Origin of the sequence: Methylocella silvestris BL2 (assembly GCF_000021745.1) — a bacterium.
In the GTDB taxonomy this organism is placed as follows: domain Bacteria; phylum Pseudomonadota; class Alphaproteobacteria; order Rhizobiales; family Beijerinckiaceae; genus Methylocapsa; species Methylocapsa silvestris.
Map to the genome: position 1 here is coordinate 1745774 of NC_011666.1, position 12785 is coordinate 1758558.

Below are 12785 nucleotides of genomic sequence, written 5' to 3' on the forward strand. Positions count from 1 at the left end.
CCTGTTAACAGGCCGCCTCCATCATCGCAGAGTATGCGGGTTGCGGCCGGCCTCGCAGACACAAAGGCTCAGGCGCGGCCGGCGTCATAAGTTGGAGGGGAGAGGCGTTACTGCCCCGGGCCCGGTATATGCTGCCCGACTCCGAAAATCTGCCGGAAAATTCCGGGCGCGATGGCCGATAGCGGATTGATGCTGAGCGTAGGCGCGCTGATGCTGCCCTCGACGCGAAAATTGACGCCGATCAGCCCTTCGTTGGCGCCGCCGCCGAGAATGAGGCCGACGACGGGAATTTTCGAGAACAGATTATTGACCGCATAGGCCGGCACGAAGGTGCCTTTCATATCGACCGAGTCGCGCGCGAAATCGAGCCAGCCGTCAACCGTGAGCCCGATCGCCTCGCCATTGATGACGCCGTCATGGAGCTGCAGCCTGGTGCCGGCGCGATCGAACCGCACCTGCAGACGATTGAACGCCATCGCGCCGGCGTCGATGTTGCGCAACTTGTCGGCGGCGTCGCCCGCGGGAGCGCTTTCGGCGACGAGACGGCGCAGGGCCGGCTCGTCCCGCAGCACGAAGGAATTGATGACGAGCGTGCCCGACATCGCCGGGCCAAGCTGCATATCGGCCTGCAGGCGCCCCCGCTCCATATGCCGGTAGAGATCGGTGAATAGAAGCAATGATCCAGCGTCGTCGGACAGCATCGTCAGCTGCGAAGCGCTCGAGGGCCCGGCAAGATTGCCCGAGACGGTATCGCGGCCGAAACGGCCGGCGAAGGATAACTGCTTGAACTGATCGCCTCGTTTCAGCATGCGCAGCTCAAGCCCGCTCAAGACCTGCTTGTTGTAGCCGGTGAGCAGCGAGGATTTCACATCGAGATCGATTTCCTTGATCGCCGAGGCGGACGCGCCGGCGGCCGGCAATCCTCCCGCGGCGCCGGGGGCGGGCGTTGAATCGGCCGACGAGGCGAGCAGAGTCTTGAGGAACGGCCGCGCGTCGATCGACTGGGCGCGCACGACGACCTTGAGCGTTTCGCCGACCTTCAAGGCCTCCATCCTGGCGTCGTCGCCGGTCGAAAATTTCACTTGAGGAAATTTCGCCGACTGGATCGACTGATCGGCGCCAAGCTCGATCTGGCCGCGCGCCTGGATCGTCCCCGCGTCGAAAGCGATCTGGTCGAGCACGCTTTGCCCATCCGTCACGATCAGCGCGAATTTAGCCTTGCCTGGCCGCCCCAAAGGCTTCGAGGCGCCCGGCCAGTCGATCGCCGCGCGGCTCAAATCGAGATCGACCTCCGCTTTGATGTTGGGACCCGCGCCGAGCGGCGCGCTGATCGCGGCGGCGATCACGCCGGTCACGCCCGGAACGCCGCCAAGTCCCTGCCGAGCGCGGGCGGCGTCGTCGACAAGGACATGCACATTGGCGAAAGCCGGCTTGCCGGCGGGCTGCGCAAGCTCGACGGTCGCCGGCGCGCCAAACATCTTGCCCTGCCCGCTCGCCTTCAGCCCCGTCGAGTCAACGATGATGCTCAAGGTGGCTGCATCGAGCGGCTCTTTGCCGAGAATATTTTCGGCGGTGAAATTGGAGGCGGTGGCGTTGATTTTCAGGCTGGTGTCGGCCGGTCCCATTTTTGGGCCGAGCCGCAGATCGACCTCGAGCCGGCCGTCGACCTGTCCGCGCAAGGTCGCCGGATCGAGCGGCAGGCTGGCGTATGGTTTTAGCGCGTCCCGCGACAAGAGTTCGCTGACCGCCTCGACGGCGCCTGAGATATTGGCGACGATCGCCGCCGGAACAGGTCTTTGCTCCGAATCGGGAATATGGAAGGACCCGCCCGGCGCAACCGTCAAGATGCGGCCGGCGCCCGCCTCGACGACGCCGGCGTTTGTCGTCGTAAAAGTCGAACTGCGGCCGGTGACATGTCCGACGCCGTCGACCCCGGTCAAGGGCGGCGCGCCGTTCAGGAATTCGACGCTTCCCCCGGACACGGTGAAATCAACCAGCAGAGCCTCGTCCGGCGGCGAATGCTCGTTGCGCATCGACTCGATGTCGGCGGCGTTGAAGTCAAGCCGCATCGAGCCCTGCCGAATGACGCCCGCCTTGACATGATCGAGCAGGTAATTGCGGATCGGCGCGGCCATGAAGGACGGCCAGAGGCGAGTGACGACCGAAACAGGCGTCGGATCGATCGAGGCGCCGAGGCGCACTCGCGGCCCATTGGTCCAGTCGACATCGCCGGTCATGGAGAAGCCCGCCTGCGGGCCGCCGAGAACGAATTTGTCGATGATGAATTTCTTGTCGGCGAGGAAGAGGCGCGCCGTCAGAGCGGCAAGATCGAGGACGACCGGCTGTTGACCCGGACGCTCGGGCGCAGCGACCAGAGGCTCCGGCGCGCCGAGTTCGAAGGTCCAGGCGTCGCCCTCGCGCTGCGGCAGCGCGATGAAGCCGGAGACCGCGCCATGCGATTGTCCGGCGACCAGCCGCACCGGATCGACCACGATGCGCCGCTGGCCGCCGTCCCAATGGACGCCGCCCTTGATCTCATCGACGAGCATCGGCTCATCGTTCGGATCGTCGAAGCGCAGATAGCCGGAGCCAAGGCCGAAAGTCGCGACCGCCTCCGACAGCACGCCGTCGGCGCGCAGCCCCACATTCACATGCGCCGACAGGGGCATATCGAAATCCGCCCCAATCGAACGCACGCCGGTCGCGAGCAAAATTTCGTCGATCGACAGATTCTCCAAGGAGAACGTCAGCCGACGGTCGGCGCCTGGCTGTCCGCTGGCGAGCCCGCTCGCCGACCAGCGCCCATTCGGGCCGTCGACCGACAGGGTGAAACGTGTGCCAGCGTCGGTCTTGTCGAAGGCGAGATTGACGCCGTCGAAGGTCATCTTCTGATTGGAGGTGCGGTCGTCGACGACGATGCGCCCGCGCGTGATCCCCACACGATCAACGGCGGCGATCTGGCTGTCCGGACTGGTCAAAGCGTCAATGACGAGACGCATGGCCGAGGACAGCTGCTTGACGAGCAGCGCGCGCGGCTTTGGCTGCGCGGGCGGCTCGGCGGCGGGCGCCCCGCCGGGGACCGCCGGTTCTGGCGCCGCGGCGGCCGGGATCGCCTCCCGCCGCAGCGATTCGGCGAGCGGCGGGGTGATTGCAATGGCGTCGTCCGACCCGGCGCCGGCGAGCTGCGCGATCGAGCCGTCCGGCAGCAGGGCCAGCCGTACTTCGACATCGAAAATTTCGAGCCTTTTGGGCGCGACCTTGCCGGCGACGAGCGACAGGAGATCGACCGAGACCTCGGCGCGCGGCGCGCTGAGCAGCGTCCGTCCCGACTGGTCCTTGACGACGAGCCGGTCGACGCCGAGCGTCGGCGCATAGCCGCGCTGCAGCATGGACGTCTGGCCGAAGGCAAAATCATAGCCGTGACCAAAACGCTGATCGAGCGCCTGCGCGATGCTGGAGCCCAGCGCGTCGATCGCCATGGGCCCCTGCGCAAGCCGGACGGTCAGGAACACGCCCGCGGTGACGAAGATGGCGAGCAGGGAGGCGGCGACATAAGCGCAGGAGCGCGCAAACACGGGCAACCGGCCGCGCATTTTCAGCCGAGGCAGATCGACGCCGGCCGGGAACTCTGCCGGCTTGTCCGGGACGGCGCGCTCTGGCGAGTCCTCACGCTGTTCGACCAACCGCTCGCGGCCTTTCATGCAAGCTGAAGCTGGAAACTTCGATGCTACGCGATTATAGGAAAACTGTCGAAGCCAACGCTTGCCGTGAAGCGCTGGTTCGCCGTCATGAAACGCCTCGTCCGTCACCGCGTCCGCCCGCGACGCGCGACAATGCGGGGGCGGCGTAATGATACGGCTTCGGCTCCGGGAAGCCTCTGATTTATCAACTGCGGCGCGCTCGCGGCTCTAGCAATTTTGTTTTCAGATTGAGGAAAGATCGATGGCGGTCCATTGCGACGAAAGGAAGGCGGCATGACGCGCGCGGCAGGGGGAAAATGCGAGCCGGGAATGGCTGCGCCGGAGTTCAAGCTTCCCGGCGATCGCGGTGAGCCGATCTCGCTGCAAAGCTTCAAAGGGCGCAAACTCGTGCTCTATTTCTATCCGAAGGACGACACCTCGGGCTGCACCAAGGAAGCGATCGATTTCAATCAGCTGAAGCCGGAGTTCGAAAAGGCCGGCGCCGCGATCCTTGGCGTCTCGCCGGATACGGTGGCAAGTCACGTAAAGTTCAAGACAAAGCACCAGCTCGGCCTCGATCTCGCCTCGGACGAATCCAAGGCAATGCTCGGCGCCTATGGCGTCTGGGTCGAAAAGAGCATGTATGGACGCAAATATATGGGCGTCGAACGCACCACTCTGCTGATCGACAGGCAGGGCGTCATCGCGCAGATCTGGTCGAAGGTGAAGGTGCCGGGACACGCCGAGGCCGTGCTGGCGGCGGCAAAGGCGCTGCCCTGAACGGCAGGCCGCAGATCAAGGTCAGGGCGTCAGAACGGGTTCCAGGTCGAGGCCGGGGTGAATTTTAGATAGCTGACGTTGAATCCCAGCCGCGCGCCGACGCCGGAGCGGATCGGCACGACGTAAACATCGTCGTTGATCAGCGCAGTGACGCCGAAGCCGCCGACGAGATAGGCCGATCCGTCGACGCCGCCGAAGCGGCGGAAGATCGCATTGGTCGAGGGCAGATTGTAGACGAGCATCATCGTGCGGTCGCCGTCGGCGCCGGCGTCGAGCCCAAGCGACGGCCCCTGCCAAAAGACGCGCAGGTCGCCGGCATTGCGGGTATGCATGACGCCTTCGCCATAGCGCAGACCGCCGAAGAAGGCGCCTCCCGCTTCCTGGCCAAGGATATAGCCGTTCGGCTTGCCCCAACGCTGCGTCGCCGACTCGACGGCCTGGGCGAGGCCGCGCGAGATCGAGCCGAAGAATTTATGGCCGTCGGCGACAATGTCGTCAGGCGAATATTCGGCCGGCCGCTCAGACCCCGGATTGGCGAAAGCGGCCCCGCCGACCCCGATCCATGAGGCGCCCGCCAAGGCGGCGAGATTTTGGGTGAACTCCCTTCGCGACCGCATGTCGATCCTCCGCGCCTATCCTCGCGCCAAACGCTGCGCTCTTATAGCGAGCATTGCGGCAAGAGGGTTAACGAACCGTTGAGGATGTTGGAAACGCGTCAGATCCGCCTCACCCCGGGGGCGAAGCGGAGCGAACGAAGTCCGCGTTCCTACGGGCGAATGGCGTTGCGATCGCCCCAGGCGATGAACGGTCCGTTGCGGAACTGCCGTCCGGCCTTGCCATATTGCAGCGGGTGGCGCTCGCCATCGAGCACGATGCCGCCGGCGGCGCGCAAAATGGCGTCGCCCGCCGCCGTGTCCCATTCCATCGTCTGGCCGAAGCGCGGATAGACGTCCGCGTCGCCCTCGGCGACGGTGCAGAATTTCAGCGAGGAGCCGGCGGCCCGGCGCTCGTGAATGGGCAGGCTGGCGAGGAAGGCTTCCGTCTCCGCGTCAAGATGCGAGCGGCTCGCCAGCGCGGTCAGGCCATGCGAGGGCGCTGTGCGGACATGGATGGCGCGGCGCTCCGCGGGCGGCGGCAGCGGCGCGCCGGGCTCGACGAGGCAGCTTGTCGCGACAGCTCCGCCGATCCAGATCCGCCCGAGCGCAGGAGCGTAGACGACGCCGGCGACCGGGGCGCCATCGACGATGAGAGCGATGTTGATCGTGAATTCGCCGCTGTGTTGCAGGAATTCGCGTGTGCCGTCGACCGGATCGACGAGAATGAAGCTTGCGCCTTCGACCGTCTTCTTGCCGTGAGCGGAAGCTTCTTCGGCGAGGACGGGATAGGCGGGGAGCCGCTCGGCGAGGCGCTCAAGGATAATTGCCTCGGCATATTCGTCGGCGTCGCAGACGGGGCTTTTGTCCGGCTTATGGCGGGCGTGGGCGTCCGACGTGTAGACCGACATCACAGCGATCGCCGCCTCGACGGCGATTTCGGCGAAAATCTCGGCGGCTGCGTCCCGGTCCAGTGGGCCCTCGTTTGGCCCTGCGTCGACAATGGAATTAATTTCGAAAGCCATGAAATTTCCAGGTTCCGCCCGACCGCGTTTTTTGGCGACGATCGGCGCGGCGCGGTTCCGAGCATCACAGTAACGTAGGAACGGCGCGCCGCAAAATAAAGTAAGACGCAAATTATTTAACAATCAGGCAATATTCGTGAAATCACAACTTCGCGCAGGGGCTGGCAGAGGCGGCTTTCGTGGGGGGCCGCGCTCACTATCGCCGCCGGTCAGCAGATCAATTCCGCCTCAAAGCTCAAGAGATTCAACCGCTTGAATTTTGGCGGCCAAGAATTGTTAAATCTGATTAATATTTCTCTAACCCGCTGACTTTTCCATCATCTGGGCAAAACGGCGGAACAAATAATGACTATCGCGCGGGCCGGGCGAGGCTTCGGGATGATGCTGGACCGAAAAAGCCGGCCGGTCGGTCAGCTCCAAACCGCAATTGGAGCCATCGAACAGCGAGCGATGCGTCTCGCGCGCATTTTCGGGAAGGCTCAAAGGGTCGACCGCAAAGCCATGATTCATCGAGACGATCTCGACCTTTCCAGTGGTGAAGTCCTGCACCGGATGATTCGCGCCATGATGGCCCTGGCGCATTTTGACGGTTCGCCCGCCAAGGGCGAGAGCCAGCATCTGGTGGCCGAGGCAGATGCCGAAGGTCGGGATTTTCTCGTCGAGCAGCGCCTTGATGACCGGAACGGCGTATTTGCCGGTCTCGGCCGGGTCCCCCGGACCGTTCGACAGAAAGATGCCGTCCGGCTTCAGCGCGAGGATTTCCGCCGCCGTCGCGGTCGAGGGCGCGACGGTGACGTCGCAGCCGGCGTCGGTGAGGAGCCGCAGGATGGTGCTCTTGACGCCATAGTCGATGGCGACGACCTTGAACTTGCCGCCCTCGGCGGAGCCATAGCCGTTCGCCTGCGTCCAGGGGGTCTGGCTCCATTCGTAACGCTGCGTCGAGGCGACGCTCGGCACGAGATCCATGCCTTCGAGGCCGGGCCATTGCGCCGCGAGCCGCTTCAAATGCTCAAGGTCGAATTCGCCGTCGGGCGAATGGGCGATCACTGCATTCGGCATGCCGCTGTCGCGAATCAGCGCGGTCAGCGCCCGCGTGTCGACGCCGCAAAGGCCAATAATGCCGCGGCTTTTGAGCCAGCCGTCGAAATGGCGCGTCGAGCGGTAATTTGACGGGCCCGTGATCGGCGCATGCACGATGGCGCCGCGCACGCCGGCGGCGGCGGCCGGATTGCTGGTTTCGATGTCCTCGTCATTGGCCCCGACATTGCCGATGTGAGGAAAGGTGAAGGTGACGATCTGGCCAGCATAGGAGGGGTCAGTCAGGATTTCCTGATAGCCGGTCATCGCCGTGTTGAAGCAAACCTCGCCGACCGCCTCGCCGGTCGCCCCCAGGCCGACGCCCTCAAGCACAAGGCCGTTCGCAAGCACCAGAAGGGCGGTCGGGCGCGGAGCCGGCCAAACGGGGGTCGGCGCTTTGTCTTGATCCAAAATCATGCTCGCTTTACACCCATGCGCCTGAGAGCGATGACGTCCCGGCGGGATCGCTCGCGCTGTTTGATTTGGTCGAACCCCTGACGAGAGTCGCGCGCTTCTCAGTCTGGCGCATAAGGCGCCTTGCGCGGCCAGGGGCTCGAAATCCATGTGGGGTTTCGACCGGCGCAAAATTAGAGGGAAGGGCCCCTCGCGTCAATTTGTGGCGGTTTTTGCCGGTGTTTTTGGAAAGTTAACGACCATGTCGATGCGGGAAGATTTTACGAGCGAGCTCAAAGTAGCGATGAAAGCCGGCGACAAGGTCCGCGTCGGGGCGATCCGGATGATCACGGCGGCGCTGAAGGATAAGGACATCGAGGCGCGCGGCCTTGGCAAGACGGTCAGCGACGACGATATCCTCGCGCTGCTGCAAAAGATGGTCAAAAGCCGCCAGGAATCGCTCGAAATCTATGAAAAAGCCGGCCGCGACGACCTGGCGCAGCAGGAGAGCGGAGAGATCGCCGTGATCCGAAGCTTTCTGCCCGAACCGCTCGATGACAGCGCGGTCGAGGCCGCCATTGCTGCGGCCATCGCCGAGACCGGCGCTGCCTCGATCAAGGACATGGGCAAGGTGGTCGCCGCGCTCAAGGCGAAATATGCCGGGCGGATGGATTTCGCCAAGGCCAGCGCCGGCGTCAAGGCGAAGCTCAACGCGGCGTGACGAGGCGGCTGCGGCCGCGGAGTGTGCCCGGATAGGATGATTTGTCCTCGGGAATGCTTTGGCCGAGAATCAAATTGATAATATCGTTGGTCAGCGCCACGGCGAGATCGGGGCCGGAGTTCGTTTGATCGACCGTGACTCCAAGGGCGTTGATCATCACAAAGGCGCCGGCGTTGGCGGCTGTGACGCCCGGCTGATTGCTTGCTGTAAACGCAATATAGGATCGGAAGCCGTCGAGATCGCCGTCTTTCCAAACGGTGGCGGGAAAGTTCCCGGCGGCAGGGCTCAGGAACCAGCCAAGGCCAAGGCTCTGATCGCCCCATTTGACCGTCGTCGCCGCCGATTGCGTCGCCGCCAGGGTGGGCGATAGATCGTTAGAAATCAGGCCCATGTTGAACAGCAGCCATTGCAGCATGTCGGCGGCCGAGGCGACGATGCCCCCGGCGCCGAAATAGGCGGGAAACAGAGGCCAACCCGGCGTTACGGCCGAGAAATTCGGCTTGACGGAGTAGTCGTAGTTAAAGCCTTGAGGGAGGCGCTCCAGCGAGGCCCAGTCGAAAAAGCAGGATTTCATGCCGAGCGGCTGGAAGAGCGTTTCGGCGACGAGATCGGTGAAACTGCGGAGTTCGAGGCTGTCGCCGGACAGGATTGCGCCCATCAGGGCGAAGCCGAGATTGGAATAGAGATATTGCTCGTTGAGCCCGACGAGCGCCGGCGGCGCGGCGTTGAGATAATTGAGCATCGCCATCTGCGAATAGGGCTGCGGCAGAAACGGCGGCAAATCGGTCGGCCCGGGAAGATTATCCGCCGGCAGGCCGGAGCTGTAGCTCATCAGGCTGTCGAGCGTGATCTTGCCGAGCTTCGGGCTGATCGGCAGCAGCCCGCTCGGCGCCGTGTAGATCGCGAGCGTATCGTCGCCGGAGAGACTGCGGAGCGCGTCGACGTAGAGCGTCGAGGTGAATGTCTTTGACACCGAGGCGATCTCGAACGGCGTATGCGGGTCGAGCGCGAGATCCTGGCCGAACTGGTTTTGCACATTGCCGAAGAAAAACATTCGACCCTCGGGGAAAGAGGGGCTGGCGCATCCCGCCGCAATGCCAAGACCTTTCGGCTGCGTCTTGAAATAGAGCCTGACGAGATTCAAAAGATCGCTTCGGCTCGGCTCGTAAAACTCCGGCATTGCTTCCCCCACCCAACGCTCCCGCGTCCTTGCACGGGCGGTAAAGTCATCTTGAGGCCGTGCGGCGTCAACCAACCGAAGCTGGCGTCAAGCGGGTTTCGCGCGCAAAACGGCCTTAAGACTTGGGCCTGCATTCAGACATGGGCGCGCGCGGCCATGAAAAGATCAAGCTCCTCGGGCGTCATGTGAACCAGGTTTTCCTCGGCCGGAAAGCCGCCGTCATGCACGTCGCGCACATAGGCCGCGGCCGTCTCCCGCATCAGCCGGCCGACCTCCTGATAGCGGCGGTTGTGGCGGAAATTCCGCGCGCCAAAGCCCAAAACATCGGTGATCACCAGCACCTGCCCGTCGGTCCGGCGGCCGGCGCCGATGCCGATGGTCGGGGCGCGGACGGCCCGGGTGATTTCCGCCGCCACCTCCTCGGGGATCATTTCCAGCACCAGCATTTTCATGCCGGCCTCGTCGAGACGGATCGCGTCGGCGAGGAGTCTTGCGGCATCTTGCGCCGAGCGGCCCTTGAGGCGCTTGTCGGCATGCGTTTGCGGCTCAAGGCCCAAGTGGCAGCAGACCTCGATCCCCGCGTCGGTAAGCGCTTTCAGGACCGCAACGTCGGCGCCCTCGAATTTGACGATGTCGGCGCCCGCGCCGATCAGCGCGCGCGCGCTGGCGATGGCGATCTCGGGGCCGCCATAAGTTTCAAACGGCAGATCGCCGATGATCACGGCGTCCGGCGCGCCGCGCCGCGCGGCGGCGACATGATGGCGCATGTCGGCAAGCGTCACTTCGCGCTCGCTCGCATAGCCAAGCACATTGGCTCCGACGCTGTCGCCGACGAGAATGACATCGACGCCGGCCTCGGCCTCGGCGCGAGCGGTCGGCGCGTCATAGGCGGTCAGCACGGCGATGGGTTCGCCGCGCCGCTTCATTTCGAAAAATCGTGCGCTTTTGTTCATCGCCAGCCGTGCCTCGCAGGTTCAACACGCCGCAATCATGCGGCGGAGCAACGTCGCCGCGCCCTTTTGCGCGATCTTAAATCATGATTCCGCTGCGCCTGATATGATCCCGAAAAGTCGCAGACGTTCGAACCGGCATCTTGATCTGTGGGGAAAAGCGCGATCCGGCTTGATCCTTCGCCCCGTTCTGCGCCTTTGGACATTGACCATGCGCTTTTCTCCAAGCTTCCTCGATGACGTCAAGGCGAGGCTTCCGGTCTCGGAGGTCGTGCGCCGGCGCGTCAAGCTGATTCGCGCCGGACGCGAGTGGAAAGGGCTGTCGCCGTTCAATACGGAGAAGACGCCGTCCTTTTTCGTCAACGACCAGAAAATGGCCTGGTTCGACCTGTCGGCCGGCAAGAACGGCAATATTTTTGACTTCGTCATGGAGACCGAGGGCCTGTCGTTCCGCGAGGCCGTCGAGCGGCTCGCCGCCGAGGCCGGCGTGCCGCTGCCGCAGGCCTCGCCGGAAGCCGAGGCGCAGGAGCAAAAGCGCGCCGGCCTGCATGAGACGCTCGGGCTGGCCGCGGATTTTTTCTGCGCGCAACTCGCCGGGCCGTCCGGCGGCAAGGCCCGCGATTATCTCACCGGGCGCGCGCTGAGCGCTGAGGCGCAAAAAAACTTCCGCATCGGCTATGCGCCCGCCGACAAATTCGCCCTGCGCGACCACCTCGCCGGCAAGGGCGTCGCGCGCGACACCATGATCGAAGCCGGTCTTTTGATCCATGGCGAGGATATCGCCGTCCCCTATGACCGCTTCCGCGACCGCATCATCTTCCCGATCTGCGACCGCTCGGGCCGGCCGATCGCCTTTGGCGGCCGGGCGCTGAGCGCCGAGGCGCAGCCCAAATATCTGAATTCGCCGGAAACGACGCTGTTTCACAAGGGCGGCGTGCTGTTCAATCACCACCGCGCGCGGACGGCTGCGCATAGCTCGGATCGAATCATCGTCGTCGAGGGCTATGTCGATGTGATCGCTTTGTCCGAAGCCGGGTTTGCGGAGACGGTCGCCCCGCTCGGCACGGCGCTGACGCCGGATCAGGCCGAGCTTTTGTGGCAGATGACGGCGGAGCCGATCCTCTGTTTCGACGGCGACAAGGCCGGCCGCAAGGCGGCCTATCGCGCGATCGACATGGCCCTGCCGCTGATCGGCGCCGGCCGCTCGCTGCGTTTCGCGCTGCTGCCCGAAGGCCAGGACCCGGACGATCTGATCCGCTCGGCCGGCCCTCATGCCATGGCGGACGTTTTGTCGCAGGCCCTGCCGCTCGCCGATTTGATCTGGCGCCGCGAGACCGAAGGCGCGGATTTTTCAACGCCCGAACGGCGCGCGGGATTCGAGCGCCGGCTTGATGAGATCGCCCAGGAGATCCGCGACGAAACTCTGCGGCGCTACTATCGGGACGAGTTCCGCCAGCGCCGGCAATCCCTCTTCGCGCCGCAGCGCAGCACCGTCAAAGCGCCCTGGCGCGAGGGCTCCCGGCCCGCGCAAGGCGCGCGGCGCGGATTCGGACCGGGGCGCGACGGCTTCCAAACCGCCGACGCGGCGCCCGTCCGGCTTACCGCAAGCCCGAGCCTTGCGGGATCCGCGCTGATGATGCGCTCCGGCGCCTCCGGCCTGCCCCCGCGCGAGGCCCTTATCTTGTTGATTTTGATCAGCCATCCGGGCCTGATCGAGCAGCATTTGGAAGACATCGCCGATATTGAATTTTCCGGCCGTGACGCCGGCGTTCTGCGCGATCGGCTTATCGACAAGGTCAGTTCGGCGCCGCTCGATCCGGCCGGCGCGCGCGCCTTCGCGCAGGAGGAGGGATTTGGGGCCGTGCTGGCGCGGCTCGACGCCTTCGCCGCCCATGCCTCGCATTGGTATATGAAGGAAAACGCCGCCGAAGCGGACGCCGATGAGGTTTTGAAGCAGGCTTTGACCTTGCACCACAAGGAGCGCGGCTTAAATAAGGACCTCCGCGCCGCGCAGCAGGCGTTCGAGCGGGATATGACCGACGTCAATCTCGCGCGCCTCAAGGCCATCCGCGAGGACCTTAATGCTTTGGGCGGAACGGAGGCCACGGTCGAGGGGTTTGGGGCGCTTTCCGGGCGCCAAAGCGGGAGCTTGTGACGCTCGGGTCTTTGACTCGTGCGTTTTTCTTCATATAGAAGGGGCAAACCCCCGAAACTCATAGCGAGCTTCGGGCGCTGGTTTGTGTTTGGCGGCGCGCGGCTGTTTGGAACGAGCGTCGGCGAAAACAAAAAGATCATGTGTGCGCTTCAGGGTTGACGAATTTTCAAAGTTCACGATCTGGTGACCCATCGCGATCTCGAGGACGTCAGGATCTTTTCGCGCAGCTTG

9 protein-coding genes are annotated in these 12785 nt (G+C 64.2%); 3 read left to right on the forward strand and 6 right to left on the reverse strand.

Translation table 11 applies throughout. The annotated features are described in order from the left end of the window. Window positions 1-107 precede the first annotated feature (107 nt). Window positions 108-3701 (reverse strand): YhdP family protein, encoded by a 3594-nt coding sequence (locus tag MSIL_RS08245; protein ID WP_012590636.1) that lies wholly within the window; start codon window positions 3699-3701, stop codon window positions 108-110. Between the two features lie 273 nt (window positions 3702-3974). Between MSIL_RS08245 and MSIL_RS08250 the strand changes: the two genes are divergently transcribed. Continuing rightward, entirely contained in the window at window positions 3975-4460 is a 486-nt protein-coding gene (locus MSIL_RS08250; RefSeq protein ID WP_012590637.1) for a peroxiredoxin, read from the forward strand. 29 nt (window positions 4461-4489) lie between these two features. Here MSIL_RS08250 and MSIL_RS08255 read toward each other — a convergent pair whose 3' ends face one another. The 3 genes from MSIL_RS08255 to carA all read right to left on the reverse strand — a co-directional run bounded on the left by MSIL_RS08255 (window position 4490) and on the right by carA (window position 7572). Continuing rightward, complete coding sequence (locus MSIL_RS08255) at window positions 4490-5077, reverse strand: DUF1134 domain-containing protein (RefSeq protein ID WP_012590638.1); 588 nt, start codon at window positions 5075-5077, stop codon at window positions 4490-4492. A gap of 149 nt (window positions 5078-5226) precedes the next feature. Continuing rightward, window positions 5227-6078 (reverse strand): 3'(2'),5'-bisphosphate nucleotidase CysQ, encoded by an 852-nt coding sequence (gene cysQ, locus MSIL_RS08260; protein ID WP_012590639.1) that lies wholly within the window; start codon window positions 6076-6078, stop codon window positions 5227-5229. Window positions 6079-6375: 297 nt separating this feature from the next. Next, window positions 6376-7572: a glutamine-hydrolyzing carbamoyl-phosphate synthase small subunit gene (gene carA, locus MSIL_RS08265; RefSeq protein ID WP_012590640.1), complete on the reverse strand. Its 1197-nt coding sequence runs from the start codon at window positions 7570-7572 to the stop codon at window positions 6376-6378. 244 nt (window positions 7573-7816) lie between these two features. Between carA and MSIL_RS08270 the strand changes: the two genes are divergently transcribed. Next, window positions 7817-8269, forward strand: a complete 453-nt coding sequence (locus MSIL_RS08270) for a GatB/YqeY domain-containing protein (protein WP_041368778.1) — start codon at window positions 7817-7819, stop codon at window positions 8267-8269. On the opposite strand, the gene MSIL_RS08275 is transcribed toward MSIL_RS08270, so the two are convergent. After that, window positions 8256-9449, reverse strand: a complete 1194-nt coding sequence (locus MSIL_RS08275; protein WP_012590642.1) for a serine hydrolase domain-containing protein — start codon at window positions 9447-9449, stop codon at window positions 8256-8258. The genes MSIL_RS08270 and MSIL_RS08275 overlap by 14 nt on opposite strands. A 134-nt stretch (window positions 9450-9583) precedes the next feature. Next, complete coding sequence (gene panB / locus MSIL_RS08280; RefSeq protein WP_012590643.1) at window positions 9584-10402, reverse strand: 3-methyl-2-oxobutanoate hydroxymethyltransferase; 819 nt, start codon at window positions 10400-10402, stop codon at window positions 9584-9586. Window positions 10403-10610: 208 nt separating this feature from the next. Here panB and dnaG point away from each other — a divergent pair, with 208 nt between their 5' ends. Next, window positions 10611-12554 carry a DNA primase gene (dnaG, locus tag MSIL_RS08285; protein ID WP_012590644.1) on the forward strand — a complete coding sequence of 648 codons (1944 nt, stop codon included), beginning with the start codon at window positions 10611-10613 and terminating at the stop codon, window positions 12552-12554. Window positions 12555-12785 lie beyond the last annotated feature (231 nt).